The organism is Algibacter mikhailovii (genome assembly GCF_014651495.1).
Classification (GTDB): Bacteria; Bacteroidota; Bacteroidia; order Flavobacteriales; family Flavobacteriaceae; genus Algibacter_E; species Algibacter_E mikhailovii.
In genome coordinates this window covers 200,078-218,930 of the sequence record NZ_BMWZ01000006.1, presented here as the reverse complement: position 1 = coordinate 218,930, position 18,853 = coordinate 200,078, and the positions used below count along the sequence as shown (strand labels likewise).

General features: G+C 33.3%; 11 protein-coding genes. 6 read left to right on the top strand and 5 right to left on the bottom strand.

The window, feature by feature from the left end:
- Nucleotides 1–1,452 (bottom strand): sulfatase family protein, encoded by a 1,452-nt coding sequence (locus IE051_RS13735; RefSeq protein WP_373294371.1) that lies wholly within the window; start codon nt 1,450–1,452, stop codon nt 1–3.
- A gap of 323 nt (nt 1,453–1,775) precedes the next feature.
- On the opposite strand from IE051_RS13735, the gene IE051_RS13730 reads away from it, so the two are divergent.
- The 6 genes from IE051_RS13730 to IE051_RS13705 all read left to right on the top strand — a co-directional run bounded on the left by IE051_RS13730 (nt 1,776) and on the right by IE051_RS13705 (nt 10,127).
- Nucleotides 1,776–3,431: a sulfatase gene (locus tag IE051_RS13730; protein ID WP_189361617.1), complete on the top strand. Its 1,656-nt coding sequence runs from the start codon at nt 1,776–1,778 to the stop codon at nt 3,429–3,431.
- A gap of 434 nt (nt 3,432–3,865) precedes the next feature.
- Nucleotides 3,866–5,248 (top strand): T9SS type A sorting domain-containing protein, encoded by a 1,383-nt coding sequence (locus IE051_RS13725; protein ID WP_189361616.1) that lies wholly within the window; start codon nt 3,866–3,868, stop codon nt 5,246–5,248.
- Between the two features lie 454 nt (nt 5,249–5,702).
- Nucleotides 5,703–6,857, top strand: a complete 1,155-nt coding sequence (locus IE051_RS13720) for a mandelate racemase/muconate lactonizing enzyme family protein (RefSeq protein WP_189361613.1) — start codon at nt 5,703–5,705, stop codon at nt 6,855–6,857.
- 13 nt (nt 6,858–6,870) lie between these two features.
- Complete coding sequence (locus IE051_RS13715; RefSeq protein ID WP_189361612.1) at nt 6,871–8,325, top strand: aldehyde dehydrogenase family protein; 1,455 nt, start codon at nt 6,871–6,873, stop codon at nt 8,323–8,325.
- Nucleotides 8,326–8,327: 2 nt separating this feature from the next.
- Nucleotides 8,328–9,095: an HpcH/HpaI aldolase family protein gene (locus IE051_RS13710; RefSeq protein WP_189361610.1), complete on the top strand. Its 768-nt coding sequence runs from the start codon at nt 8,328–8,330 to the stop codon at nt 9,093–9,095.
- 12 nt (nt 9,096–9,107) lie between these two features.
- Nucleotides 9,108–10,127, top strand: a complete 1,020-nt coding sequence (locus IE051_RS13705) for an L-rhamnose/proton symporter RhaT (protein ID WP_189361608.1) — start codon at nt 9,108–9,110, stop codon at nt 10,125–10,127.
- Nucleotides 10,128–10,214: 87 nt separating this feature from the next.
- On the opposite strand, the gene IE051_RS13700 is transcribed toward IE051_RS13705, so the two are convergent.
- The 4 genes from IE051_RS13700 to IE051_RS13685 form a co-directional block, all read right to left on the bottom strand.
- Nucleotides 10,215–11,072: an AraC family transcriptional regulator gene (locus IE051_RS13700; protein ID WP_189361606.1), complete on the bottom strand. Its 858-nt coding sequence runs from the start codon at nt 11,070–11,072 to the stop codon at nt 10,215–10,217.
- 212 nt (nt 11,073–11,284) lie between these two features.
- The gene (locus tag IE051_RS13695; RefSeq protein WP_189361604.1) at nt 11,285–15,280 is read right to left on the bottom strand and encodes a hybrid sensor histidine kinase/response regulator transcription factor; all 3,996 of its coding nucleotides are present in this window, start codon (nt 15,278–15,280) and stop codon (nt 11,285–11,287) included.
- 460 nt (nt 15,281–15,740) lie between these two features.
- Nucleotides 15,741–17,219, bottom strand: coding sequence for a sulfatase (locus IE051_RS13690; protein ID WP_189361602.1), 1,479 nt, complete (start codon nt 17,217–17,219; stop codon nt 15,741–15,743).
- A gap of 100 nt (nt 17,220–17,319) precedes the next feature.
- Nucleotides 17,320–18,780 carry a sulfatase-like hydrolase/transferase gene (locus IE051_RS13685; RefSeq protein WP_189361600.1) on the bottom strand — a complete coding sequence of 487 codons (1,461 nt, stop codon included), beginning with the start codon at nt 18,778–18,780 and terminating at the stop codon, nt 17,320–17,322.
- Nucleotides 18,781–18,853 lie beyond the last annotated feature (73 nt).

Here is an 18,853-nt window from a genome sequence, read left to right as displayed (position 1 = left end):
TTAATTCTTTTTTGCATGATAATTTTTAAATTCATTTGCTAGTTTACCATAATTTGGCTCAATACCTGCTTTCATTTTTTTAATTACGTCTGGTTTTTCTTTTTTAATCCAAGCCACCACATCTAAGGCCCCCGGGTAAACTGTTGTTTCCCAATTAATTGGATCTAATCCGTGGTCATGATTTTTTGAATTCCAATCGTCATAATAGCCTCGCATTTCATTAGCAACAAATTTGTAATCCGGGTTATTCAATAAATTTTGGGTTTCAAAAGGATCATTAACAATATCATACAATTCCTCATGCTGCTTGTCTTTTTTAAAGAATGAAGCTTGTAAATCATTAAGTTTACCCGTTTCAAATAATCCTCTCATTATATGAACTGCCGGCCTGTAAAACTCCAAATAGGCTTGGTGTGCATCATAGGATTGGTTCGTTACATTGTTCCTAATATATCTATACTTCTTAGTTGTTATTGCTCTAGACTGTTCTAAAACTTCATCCCATAAATCTCTTGCCGAATAAATATATTCTCTTGATTTTGTATTCTCATTAAGAATAGATTTTGCCGTCATATATCCTGGGAGCTCCACTCCCGCTGCCTCTAATATTGTAGCAGCCACATCAACTGATGCCACTAAACGCTCATCTTTTTTACCCCCGGATAATCCTGCAGGCCAATTAACAATTAAAGGTAGATGCAGTCCTGGTTCAAATAAGTACCCTTTTCCTCTAATATTACAACGCCCATTATCGCCTATGAATATAATAATGGTATTATCCCTCATTCCTTTGGACTCTAAGTCTTCAAGTAATAAGCCAACCTCATAGTCCATGTACTCCATTTGATCTAAATATTTTGCCCAGTCTTCTCTAATCTCCTTGGTATCTGCATAATATGGAGGTAAAACTACTTTATCTGGGTCAACCTTATGTTTAGATTGATTACTTACACTATTCCACCATCCCCCTCTGTGTGTAACGTGCAAAGTTACCTGAGCAAAAAATGGTTGATCTGCAACTTGAAAATCTCCAATTTTATCAAATAATCCAAATTCTGTTTCTCCATTCCATGGGCCCAAAGGATTGTGCTTAAAATTAACATCAATTTTCTTTCCTACAGCTCTTACCTTCTTATTACCTAATATACATGTATACCCCACATCTCGCAAGTATTTCGTAATAGGTTGATAAGGTTGTGCTAAAGGAATTTCTCTATTCGACCTATGGTGCTGTGCATTTATTATATTTTGATGTACACCTACCATCATATTCGATCTACTTGGAGAACAAATTGAATTTGTTCCATAAGCATTCATATACTGAATTCCATTTTCAGCCAATTTATTTAAAACAGGTGTTTTAACTTGTGGCATACCGTAGCATTCTAAATCTGTACTTATATCTTCTGCTAACAAAAAAAGTATATTTGGCTTTGTTTTATTTGATGATATTGATTTATTTTTCTTCTGTGATAAACAATTTAAACTTACAAAAGAAAAAAGTACTACTATACTAAGACTAGACAATCTCATAATTAATGTATATTGAAATGAATAATATTCAAACAAATATTCATATTCTAGAGTTAATTATAGATTCAGAAACTATCTGGTATATATCAAAAATTAACCAACTTTAATTATTAAGCCAGAGCGTATTCATTAAGGTATTTAATGCTACACATTGGTTAATCAGAACTATGAACAATAAAGTTTTAAACTTTAATTTTATACAAATTTAGAATAGCGTCATTTTTTTTTAAAACAATATGCTCATGGCAATAATAAGAGTTCTTTTTTCTTTAGCATTTATAGTAAGCTGCCATTCTCAAAACATGGAAACCAATCAGGATAAACTGCCAAATGTACTTTTTATAATGGTTGATGATCTCAATGATTATCAAAGCGTTTATGGTGGGCATCCACAAGCCCAAACGCCGAACATTAATAAATTGGCACAATCTGGTACTATGTTTACCAACGGCCATACAAATGTACCTGTCTGTTCTCCTTCAAGAAACAGCCTAATGACTGGCATCTACCCACATAACTCAAGAGATTTTGGGTGGACGCCGCATTACAAACATGCGGTTCTAAAAAACCATAAAACTTTTATAGAATTATTTAAAGAAAACGGCTATCAAACCTATGGGACGGGTAAATTATTGCATAAAAACCTGAGACGTTATTGGACTGAATGGGGCGTTCCTGAAAGTATAAACTACGGACCACATGCTTATAGTGGTATAAACGAAAATGGCAAACGAATTATGGGACACCCATCGGTTCCTGAACCTTTTAGAAGTATTAATTCTGTAGATGGATCTTTTGCATCATTGGCCGACACTCCCTTTACAATAGACCGCTCTGGTCATAGAATTAAAACAGGATGGACTTATGGCAAAAAAACCTATAATTACACTGATGATAATAACCGTGACCAATTACCTGATGAACAACATGCAGAATGGATAGTCAACAAAATCAAATGGCTAGAGGAAAACAATACATCACCTTTTTTCATTGGAGTAGGATTTGTCAACCCGCATACGCCATTATATGCGCCTCAAGAATACTTTGACATGTATCCATTGGATAGTATTAAAATGCCTGTTGTAAAAAGCAATGACAAAGATGACACGCACTACGCCTCTGTTTATGAATCAACTGAAATGGGCATTGCTTATTATAAAAAACTAAAACAAGCCTTCCCTAATGATAATGAAGGTTTACGCAAATTTCTTCAAGCCTATTTGGCTTGCGTCGCTTTTGTTGATGATCAAATAGGTAAAGTCATTGAGGCTTTAGATAATAGCAAATTTAAGGATAACACTATTATAGTTTTGGTAAGCGACCACGGTTGGCAAATGGGAGAGAAAGATTATTTATACAAAAATTCACCTTGGGAAGAAAGTACAAGAATACCTTTTATAATAAGAGACCCACAAAGATCCCAACCAGGTTCTCAAGTTGAACATGCCGTTTCTTTAATTGATATTTTCCCCACTTTTAAAGATTTATGTCAATTAAAAGGATCTATCACAAAAAATCACGCCCAATCACAACTTGACGGTTTTAGCTTAAAACCATTTTTGGAAGATGCAAGAACAACAAACTGGGAAGGGCCCGAAGGCGCTTTAACCGTATTAGGTGCAGGTATAAACAAACCCATTGAAGGCCTTGGATTTAGCAGCAACCCAGGAGCACTTTGGCATATAGAAATCACAAAAGATTTAGATACCGAATACGTATGGCAACAAAATTACACGTACCGCACCAAAGAATGGCGGTATATTTTATACCATAATGGGAAAGAGGAATTGTATCACAATTCTGAAGACCCATTCGAATGGCACAATTTAGCCGTCGATTCCAAGTACCACAATATTAAAGCTAAACTAAAATCTGAACTGGAACTTTTAATAAATTAAGTTACTCAGAATTAAAAGTTTGAATTTTGATTTCTGATTATTATTCTTCCATAAAGATAATTGGAATCACTAATTTTTATTTTCAATCATAATTTTGGTTGAGTCTGAACTTCTATACCATAAGTTTTAAAAAAATACTGCACTACTTTATTCCTAATTGGATTTGAATTTCAAAACCAAGCTCAAAACAGTTTTGAGAAAACAAATGTATTCTTGCACGTTGAAGCACTCCATATTCTAAGGTAGAAAAAAAAGTAATTCTGATTATACAATTATTGAAGATTCCCAAAAACCTCTGATTTAAACAAGATGTTTTTTTGATTATAAATGAAAGTTTTTGGATAATTCCTGCATGATATTAAAGCCTACCATCTTCTAGTTTTACAAACATCATTATTTAACGAATTAATTACTAATCAATTAAACTCTCTATTATGAAAAAAATTTACTTCATATTTATTTTAACTTTAACTGCTTCTTTTGCAAATGCGCAATGGGCAGGATTTACAAACACAGGTGGAGATGAACTTTGGTCTAATGACGCTAACTGGGCATTTCCTGGAGGAGTGACCGAATTAGCTCCCGGTCAAAAAATAGATATTTATCAAGGTCCAACAACGGTCACTCTTGATGAAGCTTATACAGCAAAAGGTCTTAAAATGCCTGCCAACAAAGCAGAATCTTTCACGCTTACTGGCGCTGAAAAACTTATTATTGATATCGCTGATGGTACACAAGGAAATGACGTTTCTGGTTTAAAAGCAATTGCAAATGATTCATCTGACCCTACAACATTAACACTAGACTGCGATGTAACTATTGCAAACACAGCAACTATTGATCAATTCAAAGGTGTTTCTGTTTGTAATATAAATGGTCATCCAGACAGTAAAGTAATTTTTGACTCTAGTAAAACATTAGAAATAGCCGGAACAGGTACCACAAGTTTTTGGGGTTTTGGTGAATTTCATGTTAATGGGACTTTAATTGGAGCCCAAGGCATATTAGTTGGAGGAGGTGCAGGAGGTGGAATACTGTATTTAGGCAGCAGTACCTCCGATGTTTCTGGCTTTACAGGCGCCCTTACTTTAGCAAATGAATCTGAACTTACATTGCAGTCTAATGGAAGCTCAACCATTAACAACATTAAAGTACAACTTAATGGAAATGTTGGCAAACTAACATTAGAAAGTGAGAATGTTCTTAACTCGAATGAAATTAGAGTTAGTACAAAAGCTGGTCAGGCCTTTATTTTAAATATGTTTGTTAATGCAAACCAAACGTTACAAGGAATTAAAATTAAAGGTGATGGATCAACACTTAATTTAAATATAGGTTCTGGAGTTACTTCAGTAGCTTTTGGCGCTAATAATGCAAATTGGCATGCCAATTCAATCATAAATATAATAGGCTATAAAGAAGGTGTTGTAAAATTCGGAACTGATAATACAAGTTTAAATGGTGGGGCTTATTTAGCCAATATTAGAATAGACGGTCAGCAAGCTCCAATGGGTGAGCCTTTATCTTTAGATGCTGAAGGCAACCTAATTGGTGCGGCATCTTTAGTGCTATCAACAGAAAAGCACAATGCATTTCAATTTTCAATGTACCCTAACCCAGTAAAAGAAATTATTAACTTCAATACTAAGGAACCTCTTGCCTCTGCAAAAGTATATGACCTTTTAGGGAAAGAAGTTTTAAAAATATCACAGCCAATATCAAATATTAACGTGTCTTCTTTGAATAGAGGTCTATATGTATTGCAACTTGAAGCTAAAAACGGCGGTCTTGTTACAAGGAAATTCATTAAAGAATAGAAGTACTCTTATATACTGATTAATAGCCAAAAAGCTTCTGTTAGATTTAACAGAGGCTTTTTATTTTTAATAATTGCCGAGTGGCATTTTTTTTAAAATAATTAACCTCAGAATATAAATGCATGCTTAGAGATAATAATTGCTCGATATTCAATCGAACATTCTATTAGTTTTATTACCAAGAGTAATTAATAAAATTTAGAAGTCTCAAATATGTAAACACGTTGTTTTTTTGGCAACTAAAAGAAGAAGCTCAAGGCATGAACAATATCGAACTGTGTATAGAAGTTAAGCGTAGAGTAAACATATTGGTTGGACTAAATAATTTGATAATGATTGGATTAATTCAGGTAACATTTAAATTGAAAACACTTTTTAAATCGATTAATTTTAAAGTCCATAATTTAATGCAGATGCAAGCTGTCATTCCGAATCAAATTAAAAAGCCTATGATATGAAAATTGAAAAAATTGAAACCTATATCCTTAGCGACAAACTAAAAAAAAGTTTTTTCTTCTCGCAATGGGAATATTCTGAACGGTGCATTTGTATCGTGAAAGTAACAGCATCTAATGGAACCCATGGTTGGGGGGAAGGATATGGTCCAGCAAATGTTCTTGAAGCAGGTATTAAACACATTGCTCCTATGGTTATTGGTCAAAACCCACTAGAAAATGAAGTGATATGGAATATCATGTATCGTAAAACGTTGGATTTTTCTCGTCGTGGTATCCTTATGGCTTCAGTCAGTGCCATAGATATCGCTATATGGGATTTAAAAGGAAAAATTCTTGGTTTGCCTATTTCTACATTATTAGGTGGGGCACACAGAACCAAAATTAAACCTTACGCTACAGGGTTATATTTCACAGACCATAATGATTTTTCTAAAGGCTTTGAAGAAGAAGCTAAGTTATATGTCTCTAAAGGTTTCAAAGCCATTAAAATGAAGGTCGGTTTAGGTATTGAAGAAGACATTAATAATGTAAAATTAATTCGTAAAACTATTGGGAATGATATTGAATTGATGGTTGATTCCAATCATGCCTACACCTTAAGAGAGGCGCTTGAGTTATCTAGAGCAATAGAAAAATTCGATATAAAATGGTTTGAAGAGCCCATTTCTCCGGAGTATTATGAGCAGTACTACGAACTTAGACAGAAAACAAACATCCCTATTGCAAGTGGAGAATGTGAATATTTAAGGTTCGGATTCCAGCAGTTGATAAAAAACAAATCTGTTGATATTATACAACCAGATATCTGTGCATGTGGCGGATTAACAGAAGCCAAACGCATTGCGTCTATAGCCAGTACAAATGGAGTTGATTTAATTCCACATACCTGGGGGACAGCAATTGCACTACATGCGGCATTACATTTTATTTCCAATATAGAATCCGTTCCCGGAAGACTTTATCAGCCTGAGTTCTTAATAGAATATGATCAAACAGAAAATGGTCTTCGTGATCGATTAACATATCCTAAAATTGAAATGAAAAATGGTATGATAGACCTACCGTCTCGAGCTGGTTTGGGAATGGATGTTAATGAGGATATATTAAAAGAATATACCGCTTCAACCGAAATACTGAAGTTTACCAAATGATATTATTAAACCTATGAAAACAGAACATTTCGGATATAAAAAATTATACATTGATGGTCAGCTCATTGATGCTGTTAGTAGCGAAAAAGAAGATGTAATTTGCCCAGCTACTGGTGAAGTAATTGCACAAGTGGCTAAAGCAGGAGAGGAAGATGCACAAAAGGCCTTATTATCAGCTCAAAAAGGTTTTAAATTCTGGTCCAAATTATCCTTGGCTGAACGTACTTCCTGGATGACTAAACTAAGGGCCGCAGTATTAGAAAAAGAGCACGAATTAAGAACAGCCATGGTGCATGAAATGGGGAAAACCTATGCAGGTGCTTATGAAGATATTGAAGCTGTGATAAATGCCCTAGAATGGTATCCTTCTGCAATGAAAAATTTAAGAGAAGAACAAATTCCTGATTATGAGCACACACACACTCATAAAATGATTTCAAAGCCAGCAGGTGTAGCAGTGGCTTATTTAGCATGGAATTTTCCATTACTAAACGTTGGTTTTAAGTTAGGGCCAACTTTGGCTTCTGGATGTTCTATAATCATTAAACCCTCAACTTTGTCTCCATTATCTGCATACATGATAGGCGAAATTCTAAACGACATTAACTTCCCTCCTGGGGTTGTAAATATTTTGGCAGGCCCAAGTAGAGAGGTTGCTGCAACTATGACAAAGAGTACAATTCCCTCAGTTTTAACTATGATTGGATCTACAATCACAGGTCAAAAAGTAATTGCAGACAGTACTACATCCATAAAAAAATTAGGAATGGAACTTGGCGGAAATGCACCATTTATAATCTTTGAAGATGCAGATTTTGATAAAGCTCTAGAATTAGCTGTGACATTAAGTTTTTGGAATTCAGGTCAAATATGTGTTGCTGCCAATAGAATTTTTGTGCATAAAAACATACATGATAGATTCATGATTGAATTTATAAAAAAAGCATCAAAACTCAAATTAGGATTTGGCCTAAAAGAAAACCCCGATGTTTTTATGGGACCTGTGGTGACGCGTACAGACAGAGATAGAATGTTTGACTTAGTAGAAGATGCGATAAGTAAAGGAGGTAGACTTGAATATGGAGGAGAAATTCCAGCAGGTTTTCCAGTAAGAGGAAACTGGATTCAACCTACTGTCGTTTCTGGAATCACTCCAAACATGCGTCTTTTCAAAGAAGAAACTTTTGGTCCAATAGCTGGTATCATGAGTTTTGATTCTGATGATGAAGTTTTAGAATTAGCAAATACCACCGAATACGGATTAGCTTCATATATTTTTACTAATAACCATAAAAGAATTGAAAGATTTACTGAGGAATTAGAGTTTGGTGAAATTCAAATTAACGGTGCAAAATATGCGATCTACCTCCCACATGGTGGCATAAAAAATAGTGGTATTGGGCATGATTGTTCACACCTAGCTTTAGATGATTATTTAGTAAAAAAACGAGTATCTACAGCCCTATAAATATGAGTGAGAATAAGCTAAAAAAAAGTTTAAACGAAAGGCTAACCGTATTTGGTCCTTTTTGTAAAATACAAGATCCTACCATTGTTGAGATTGTTGCCCTAAGCAGATTTGATTTTGTAATTATTGACATGGAACATGGTCCGTATAGTATAGAGACCACTCAAAATATGGTTAGAGCCGCTGAAGCCAAGGGTATTACCCCTATAGTTCGAGTTACGGAAAATTCTGAAACTTTAATTTTAAGAGTATTAGATATTGGTGTGAAATGCATTCAAGTTCCTCAAATTTGCACAAATAATGACGCCGAAAAAGTAGTCAAAGCCACAAAGTTTTTCCCCATAGGAGAAAGAGGTATGTGTAGATATGTGAGAGCTGCGGAATATACAAATATTAAACCCGAAGATCATTTTGGAAAAGCAAACGATTCTATAATTTCAATTATTCATATTGAAGGTCAGGAAGGTCTGAAAAATTTACCGGAAATATTATTAGTTGAGGGTATTGACGTGATCTTTTTAGGGCCTTATGATTTATCTCAGTCCTGCGGGGTTCCTGGTCAAATAAACCATCCTAAAGTGGTTGACAGTATAAAACAAGCTGTAGAATTAGCAAAAAGGCAGGGTAAAGTCATTGGCACTTTTACTGAATCTCCTGAAACTGCAAAAATGTGGCAAAGCATTGGTGTCCAATATATCTCATACGCTGTGGACGTGGGGCTCATAATGAACTCTTTTAAGAATATTACTAATCAATTAAAAACTAATTAAAACATATATATTATGGAATTCTTTCCTTTAGTATTAATCATTTTCGCAAGTGTTTTTCAAGGTTCTTTTGGTCTTGGAATGAAATATATGGCACCCTTAAAATGGGAAGCATGGTGGCTTGTACATGTTACCATTGCTATGATCATTTTACCTCTGGCATGGGCCTATATTGCCGTACCAAACTTATCAGAAGTTCTAAACACTTCTTTTTCAGATCCATCCATGCAAAGTGTTGTATTCATGGCCATGTTTTTTGGATTTTTATGGGGTATAGGAGGAATTCTATTTGGGATTAGTGTACCCTATATAGGTTTATCGCTCACCATGGGCATCGTTATGGGTTTAGCAGGATCAATAGGAGCACTAGTACCGCTTTTACAAATGGAAAACGCCACCTCATCGCCTCAATTCCCCTATGTGATTGCTGGATTAGCGATAACCTTAATTGGAGTTGGTATAACCGCCAAGGCCGGAATTGATAAAGACAAATTGAAAACTGAATCTACAAATGAAAAATCAAATATTTTAAAAGGCATATTAATTGCAACGGCATGCGGGGTATTATCCGCTTTGCTTAATGTAGGTTTCGTTAAAGCTACTCCAATAGCAAAATTGGCAGAAGAAATGGGGGCTATTGATAGAAATGCTAGTTTGGCAGCTTGGGTAATTGTTTTAATAGGAGCCTTTATAATGAATGCAGGTTATTGTTTTTTCTTGTTATTCAAAAACAACACATGGAGTTCATTTAATGTAGCGGGAACCTCCAAGGCATATAAATGGGCCATATTAGCTAGTATTTTTTGGTTTGGAGCTTTGGGTGTTTATGGTCAAGGTGCGGCCTTAATCGGGCCTATAGGAGGTGTGATTGGCTGGCCAATGTTATTAGGCTTGTCGTTAATTGTAAGTAATTTTTGGGCTTATAGAGCTGGGGAGTGGACAGAAGCAAAAAAACCTTTTAATCTATTGTTAATTGGTTTATTTGTTTTGATTTTAGCCAGTGTAATTTTAGGATACTCTAATAGTATAATTTAGTTATGACATTTTCATTGCAAAAAAAGGCAACTAGTAAATAAATACTAGTTGCCTTTTTTCTTATGACTAATTCTAATGCTTTAATAACTATGCTCCTATACGCAGATATCTATTTTGATACTCACTAGCTGATATATTTTTCAAACTCTTAAAAATGCGTGTGAAGCTTGAAAACGAATTAAAGCCAGTATCGTAACAAATTTCAGTTATGGTTTTATTACTACTTATTAACATCTGACATGCTTTACTAACTCTATATTCTCTTAAATATCCAAAGGCTGTTTTACCTGTTTTTTCTTTAAAATACCTGCAAAATGCATTTTTGGTCATATGTGCTATTTCAGCTAACTCCTCCAAAGAAATATCTCTTGTATATTCTTCGCCCAAATAATTAAGCACCTTCTGCAGTCTATCTTCACCATCTTCAATTAGTTGTAATGAAAATTTTTCACTGGCCAAATACTCTGTTTGGGAAGCATTTGATAAAATATCAAATATTTGAAGGAAACTAATTACTTTGTTACAGCCTTTATTTTCAGCAAGCTTTATGAATAAGGGCTTTATTTTTTGAACGGTTTCCGGTGAGAATTTTATACCACGTTTAGATCTTCTAAGTAAATCCTTTACCCTATTTAGTTCTGGTAATTTAAAAAGAGGTAGTTCATTTATATCATCCTTAAATTTTAAAACAATATAATCTACCTCTGTCTCATCGACCTTATTCTTAAAAAGATGTGGTAAATTGCTTCCTATTAATATTAGTTCAGGAGCTTCAAATTGGTCCATCTCATCGCCAATTATCCTTACACCTTCTCCCTTTAATGTTAAGATTAATTCATATTCATCATGATAATGCCAATCCGGCCCAAAATAAGGTACCTGATGTCTTTTTACATAAAATGATTGCGAATCTAAACTTTTTAAAGGACTGTATTTTAATTCCATAATTCAAGGCTATTAGTTTAATTAGTATGATTACAAAATTATTTGCATTATGAATTATCTGTGAGTACATATAATTCAATCAGTGTGTCAAATTCGTCTTTTTAAGGTTATTTTCGTTTATTTACTCCGTAAACACTGTATTTAATATGGTTTCTGTTTTTTTAATTAAGTCACTTGAAATAGGATTATAGCGGATTGTTGAAATAGAAAAATTAATTATTATTTTCTATTTTATTCATTTTATACTCCGAAGGCAAACATGAAAATTGGCTTTTGAAAGATTCCCTGAAATATTTATAATCGTTAAATCCAACTCTTTGGGAAACCACACTCAATTTATCATCACCTGTTAAAATATACTCTGCTGCTTTCTTTAACCTAACGGATCGAATAAATGCAGTAATGGAAAGTCCGGTTAAAGATTTAATTTTTCTATATAACGAAGATTGACTCATGTTTAATTTGTCAATCATGGTTTTAATATCAAAACTCTCATTAGTTAAGTTCTCTTCTACTAATAAAACAGCTTGTTCAATAAATACCCCCTCCGGATCACTTTGCTCAATATTTGATGATGAAGGTTCAAAGCGAATTTTATTTAAAAAGGACTCTCTAATTTTAGCCCTATTCTGTAAAACACTTGATATCCTCGCTTTTATAACCTGTGGATCAAATGGTTTGGTTATAAAATCATCAGCACCAATTTCCAGTCCTTGAATTTCAAACATATTTGAAGATCTGGCTGTTAATAGTATAATTGGAATGTGCGATGTTGTTATTTGGGACTTGAGGTCTTTGCAGACAGCAAGACCATCCTTTTCAGGCATCATAATGTCACATAAAATTAAATCAGGGACTTCTTGTGTGGCCACTTCTACTCCCTCAACACCATTTTTAGCCTCTAATATATTATACTCGCCCCTTAGCAATTGGTTCAAGTAATTTCTTATATCATTATTATCATCTACAATAAGTAGCGTATTCTCTTTTGATTTTACTTTTAAATCAATAACCGCTGAATTGTCAATTTCCTGATAGTTTTCAATTAAATCAGTACTCTGACGTTTTGAGTTTAGCACCTCCTGTTGGTAAAAATTATGACCTAGTGGTAATTCAATTATAAATTCTGTTCCATGCTCAACTTTACTCTCTACATCAATTGAACCATGATGCAATTCAATAATTTTTTTTGAAAAACTTAAACCTATACCACTACCTATAATGTTCGATGTATTTGTGGATTGAATTTGATAAAACCTATCAAATATTTTCTTTTTAAACATTTTACTCATGCCAATCCCAGTATCTTTCAAACTAATTTTACATACTTCTGAATTAGCTTTAATATCCAAAGATATCTTGTCGTTTTCTTCAGTATATTTTAAAGCATTTGAAATAAGGTTGCATAATACTATCTCCATTTTATTTCTATCAAAAGGAAAAAGAATCTCTGCCTTATTGCAGCTAAAGGTATATTCTATATTCTTAATTCGTGCTTGTTCCTTAAAATACAGAAAAACCTCATTTGAAAAACGAACAAAATTCCCATTTCTCACATCAAGTTTTAGCAAACCATGTTCTGCTTTTCTAAAATCTAATAATTGTGTAATTAAATTAAATAAACGATCTGAGTTCTTCTCTATAGTTACTAGTTTGTCGGTTAAATGAGGAGACAATTTTTCTTCACCTTGCAATATTTCCTTAATTGGGCTTACAATGAGCGTCAAAGGCGTTCTAAATTCGTGAGAAATATTGGTAAAAAAAGTAAATTTAGCTTCACTTAATTCTCGCTCTTTTTCTAACTTATCCTTAAGTTGAAATTGCCTCATAAGTACAAAAACCACTCCAACTACAGTCCCAAGAATTATCATAAAATATAAAGCATATGCAAACGGGCTAGCCCAAGGCGCATATAATATATCCACATTTAATTTTATTGGAACTGTCCAATTCTTATAATCTTTCGAGGAGCTTATCAACAACTCATAAGCCCCAGCTGAAAGACCTATAAAATTAATCTCATTCTGATTTTTTAAGTAATTCCATTGCTCATCAAAACCTACCAATTTATAACGATAATTTATGGCTGAATTATCTAAATAATCAACATTTGTAAAGCCAACTCCAAATGATTTTTCCTTATGAGATAATTTAATAGCATTTGTATAGTTAAAATCCTTGGTAAGAATAATATGCTCATTGATCGTGTCAAATGCTTCAATTTTCTTGTTATCAATTTTAAGATAAGTAAATATAAGTTCCTCTTCTTTTTGACTCTCTACGATACTCTCTGGATTAAAATATGTTAAGTTATCTGTTCCACCTGCATATATAACGGATTTAGAAGAGGTATTGAATAGACTACGTAAATTAAATACGGATGTGTACACCCCATCTTGTTCTCCAAAATTCACAAATGAATCATTGAATTTATCAAATCGTATTAAATTAGTAGAGGTGGTTAACCAAATAAAACCCTGATTATCTGAAGTAATACCACAAATAAAATCATTTTCTAAACCATATTGTAAGGCGTCATAAGTTTTTAAAACGCTCAATTTACCCTCCGCATATTGCAATTTAAATAACCCACTTGGCGTGCCAAGCCAGACATATTCAGAATCTGTATAGATGGTGTTAATAATATTAGGTATTTCCTCAGTTAGGAGCTTGGAGTGGTGAACAAATTCATCTGCTGCTTTATCGTATAAATGCAGACCATTATAGGTCCCTAGCCAAAAATTGTTCTGAGAATCTTTAACCATTGAAGTAATCCTCATACTTTCAATTTTAGCTTTAGGATTTCTACTAGAGAATATTTTAACTTTTTCGGGAGCATCTGACGCTCCAGTTTTTACTTTAAAAAGGCCACTTAGTTGGCTCCCTACCCATAATGTGTTATTGTTTTCTGACAAGAAACATGTTGCTTTGCCTATTTTGAGAGTATTAGTCACATTATGGTTCTTATTTAAAAATAGAACTGCTTTGCTTGTAGATATTACAATGTCATCATTGTGTTTTGAAATGGCTTGAACCTTACTTTTTGAAGTCTCTTTAAGCTGAACTAACGATTCAAAGTCTTTCCCGTAAAATAAACCATTTCTTAACGTGCCTAAATAAACATCTTCTTCGTCTTGAAAAACTGAGTGAAAATTCTTCTCCTCGACAAGTGTTTTATTTGTGACAAATTGATCTAAATTTTCAAACCCTCTACCTTCTGTTAACGTAACAATTCCTCCAAAATCGGAAGATATCCATAGGACATTATTCTTATCTTCATGGATATCCAAAATTATTTCATAATTGTTTGTTTTCTTAGCATCTGGAGGGTAAACCAAATTCATTTTTTTAAATTTACTAACCTCTGAATCACTAGTATACAATCCATTACCCCAAGTACCAACCCACAAATTATCATGCCTATCCAAATATAGAGTAGAAGTGAATTCAGCGGGGATTTTAGTGTAAACTTTCGTGAATTTATTTGTAGTTTTATCTAGTTTAAGGACGTGATGCTTCGCTTTATTATTAATTATACCAAACCAAAAGCAATTTCTAGAGGTGTCATCAATCATAGTTGAAACATATTCTCCAACTGAATAGGAAAATATTTGCCTTTTTTCAGGAACATACTTTTTCAATGAAAAACCCTGTGTAAACCAAATATTTCCCTGTTTGTCTTTTTTTATAAATCTATATTCAGTAATTTCATGATGCTGAACAATTTTTTCTTCAATAGGGTCTAAAACATAAATACCTTTTTGATGTGTCCCAACCCATATGTTCCCTTCGTTATCTTCTTGAATAGCCTTAATCCTTAAAGACGCTTTTGTTGCATTGGTTAATATGTTATTTAAGTTGGTAAGTTTATGTGTCTTTATTTCAAGTTTAGATAATCCGCCACTTTTTGTTCCAATCCATAAATTATTTTTGCTATCTAAAAACAAGGTTTCAATATTTTCATTTTGTAACCCTGGATATTTGAGTCCTGGTCTTATTGTATAATAATTTACACCATCATATTTTGTAATACCGTTTTCAGTTGCAATCCATTTTACATTTAATGAATCACTAACTACTTTAGTTACATAATTATGCGAAAGCCCTTCTTTAGAAGAAATATAGTCAAACACAAAATTGTTCTGATTCTCTTGAGCAAAACCCAATAAACACCAAAAGAACACTGTATATATGTAATATTTATTCATAACTTTCAAATTTAACATCTGCCATTAACTTTACTGTTAACCTAAAATCCTAGAATATTAAATTTCATTTTTTTATTGATTACTTATGCGAGTAATAACTTATGCATTTCAGCAAATATATTAAGAATGACGGATTAAATTAAAGCCAAATACACCAAATCACGTGTCATATTGGTCAAATATTTCTATAAATAGGAATCTGGATTAAATACCATTTTTTAAATGATCATATATGTGTCATTTGATAAATCTAATGGGTATATATTATATCTAAATATTAGCGGAGTAGATTGGATTATATATCACCTTTGTAGGTATCTATAACATCATTAACATCTCGGCCGACCTTTATATAGACTAAGCAAAGATTTGAAGCTAACTCATAAGGGATATCGAAAATTCAATTGACAATATTTTAATTAAATACGCCCGCATAAAAAGCCAAAAAAAAAATTACTTATTATTTAGTTTTATTCTTAGGGTTTTTATTTCCATTTTTTGTGGTTGACGAACTTTTTTTCGCCTTGAATTTCTCTTTATCAGCACCTTCAATACTCCAAACACTAACATGTTCACTGACCATAGGTTTTTCATGTTTAGGCAAATGGGCATTCAATTCATTTTTTATTTTTTGATAGTCTGAATCTTTTGCAAGGTTATGCCATTCATTTGAATCAATCTTATGATTATACAACTCTTCACCCCCATCAAAATATCTGATGTATCTATAATCCTTATTTCTTACTGAATAATTTCCTCTTCCCCATGATATAATTGTAGGGTCTTCTAATTTAACGGATTGGTTTTTAACAATAGGAACAAGACTTTCTCCATCTACATATTCAGGCGTATTGATATTCGTATAATCGGCAATGGTTTTATATACATTTATTAAAGATACGGCTTCAGAATATGTTCCTGGTTTAAGTTTTTCTTGTGGTCTTCCATCGTAGATAATGAAAGGAACTTTAGTAGCTTCCTCCCAAAGTGTAAACTTTTTGAAAGTCTGTTTCTCTCCTAAATGATAACCATGATCTGACCATAATACAACAATAGTATTATCAGCATACGCACTATTTTCAAGCGCATCTAATACACGACCAATATTATAATCTGCCCAAGAAATACAAGCCAAATATGCTTTTCTCACATCATTCCAAACATCTTTATTTAGGTAGTGATTGTATTCCCCTATTTTACGTAATGATTTTCCTGTTTTAGGAATATCGTCGGCATCATTTTCAATCATATCAGGTGGTGTAATGTTTTCAGGCAAGGCATCAAAAAAACGTGCGGGCGCATCAAAGGGCAAATGTGGTTTTACAATACCGACTGCTAAAAAGAAAGGCTTGTCATGTTTTTCATTTAGTTTTTCAATACCGTATGACGCCACTTGATGATCAATATGCTCCTCATCAGGGTTTAACGTTGGTCTGAAAGAATATTTCCCATTTTTCCCTTTGATATACCCCTCGCCTTTTCTAAATACTTTTTTGTTCTTTTGAGTATCCAAATAATCTGTCCATTCTCTAGGATCTTTAAGTGTACCATGATGAATTTTTCCTGCTCCAAAGGTGCTATAACCATTTTCTTTAAGAAGTCTAGGCAAAGACGTATACTGTTGCATTAATTGCTCGTGAATATTATGCTCATAAAATGGATACAAACCGGAATTAAATGGTTGGACACCGTATAACAACGCATTTCTGCTTGGAGAACAACCCGGAGCAGAAGTATGGGCATTAGTAAAATTCACACTCTTTTTTGAAAGTTTGTCCATATTTGGGGTTATTGTCTCAGGGTGCCCTCCTAAAAAACCAGTCCAATCATTCATATCATCAATGGCAATAAATAATATGTTTGGTTGCTTTTCTTGTGCTAAAAGTACTCTTCCTTGGATACAACAAAGCAATAATAAGATGTAAAATTTGATTTTCATTTTAATAATTTAAATAGGTTTATTCCGAACAACAGTTTCTAATTGCGCTTCTATTTTTTTTATGAGTTACCTGTTAACAAACATTATTCTTCCATATGTATTATTTTAAAATGGCTCTTTTCTTAAGTGGTTCTTTATATTTTTCCATCTGAGCATATAACTCAGCCTCCATTTTTTTAGCTATTGCCGAATAGGCCTCATCATTATAATAATTCACTAATTCATCTGGATCCCTTTTCAAGTCAAACAACCATGGCTTATCTTTAGGAGACAAGACCAATTTATATTGATTATTTACTGCAGCTACCCACCTTTTGTTAGCATTAGTGATGTAAACGATTCTATCATCCACAATTTTCTTTTTCTTATTATTAAAATCAACTGAAGCATTGGTTCCATGAAAATTATAAGACGATAAATCAACTCCCATCAACCCAAGAACCGTAGGCGTAAAATCAGCCATGGTATAGGCTTTTTCTATTTGTTTTCCGGCCATTACCTTTTCTGGATATTTTAACAAAAAAGCTACTCTGGCAGATGTTTCATAAGGTACGCCCTTATTAAGTTTGCCATGTTCTCCTAACAAATCTCCATGATCTGAAGTAAAAACTACAATAGTATTTTCCTCCAAATTATTGTCTTTTAAAAATTTCAATAAACGACCTATATTATCATCAATACACTTAACCATCCCATAATATTGGGCCATGGCATTTTGCTTAATTTTTTTAGCAACATTCTTTTTCCCATTTTTATTTACCCAACCCGGATTAATGGCGTTTGGAGTATGCATGGTCCTGGGGTCCTCAAATTTTAAATGGGTGTACATTGTATTATAGGGTGCACGCACCTGGTCCGGTCCATGTGGATCTGGAATTGAAAGCATTAAACAGAACGGTTTATCCTTGTCTTGATTTAATATTTTTAACGCTCTATTCACTAAAAAATCGGTAGTAAAAGATTCTTCGTTCGCTTTTTCTTGAACAAAAACACCACCTCCATATTTACTTATTTCTTGATCAACTTTTACACCCTCTACGTCTTCTTTCAATATTTTCCAATGCCCACGATTCATCATATATCGGTTATGATCAAATCCAAATTTTCTAGCTGGTTCAAAACCTGGTTTATCCTCTCCATCCAGGTGCCATTTACCAACATAAGATGTGGCATATCCATTATCTTTTAGAATTTGACCAAATGTTATAACATCATCATTCAGCGGCATATCATTCACTGGAGACCCTGTAGCAACTGGATACAAACCAGTAACCATAGATGCCCTAGAAGGTGTACAAACAGGAGAAGTTGCATACCAATTTAAGGCTAAAGCGCCTTCTTTAGCTATGCTATCAATGTTTGGAGTTTCCACAATATTGCCTTTTCCCCACATTTCTGCTTGTTCTTTAGACATGGTTTCTCTATAAGCACCAAGAGTTCTTAGATTATGTTCATCTGTATGAATAATTAAAAGATTTGGCTTCTTATTGTTTTGAGCGCATATACTTGTATAAAAACAAGATATTACGGAAAAAGTTAAAAGAAAGGTAATTCTGTTCATGGTTATTTTTTTAAATCTTATGGACATCATTAAGACTAGCATTTATAATCTTCGTTTAATTAAAGTAAGGTAT

Excerpts from the sequence above, each read along its gene's own strand:
- IE051_RS13730 (WP_189361617.1), top strand. The coding sequence starts at position 1,776 with ATGGCAATAATAAGAGTTCTTTTTTCTTTAGCATTTATAGTAAGCTGC.
- IE051_RS13725 (WP_189361616.1), top strand. The coding sequence starts at position 3,866 with ATGAAAAAAATTTACTTCATATTTATTTTAACTTTAACTGCTTCTTTT.
- IE051_RS13720 (WP_189361613.1), top strand. The coding sequence starts at position 5,703 with ATGAAAATTGAAAAAATTGAAACCTATATCCTTAGCGACAAACTAAAA.
- IE051_RS13715 (WP_189361612.1), top strand. The coding sequence starts at position 6,871 with ATGAAAACAGAACATTTCGGATATAAAAAATTATACATTGATGGTCAG.
- IE051_RS13710 (WP_189361610.1), top strand. The coding sequence starts at position 8,328 with ATGAGTGAGAATAAGCTAAAAAAAAGTTTAAACGAAAGGCTAACCGTA.
- IE051_RS13705 (WP_189361608.1), top strand. The coding sequence starts at position 9,108 with ATGGAATTCTTTCCTTTAGTATTAATCATTTTCGCAAGTGTTTTTCAA.
- IE051_RS13700 (WP_189361606.1), bottom strand. The coding sequence starts at position 11,072 with ATGGAATTAAAATACAGTCCTTTAAAAAGTTTAGATTCGCAATCATTT.
- IE051_RS13695 (WP_189361604.1), bottom strand. The coding sequence starts at position 15,280 with ATGAATAAATATTACATATATACAGTGTTCTTTTGGTGTTTATTGGGT.
- IE051_RS13690 (WP_189361602.1), bottom strand. The coding sequence starts at position 17,219 with ATGAAAATCAAATTTTACATCTTATTATTGCTTTGTTGTATCCAAGGA.
- IE051_RS13685 (WP_189361600.1), bottom strand. The coding sequence starts at position 18,780 with ATGAACAGAATTACCTTTCTTTTAACTTTTTCCGTAATATCTTGTTTT.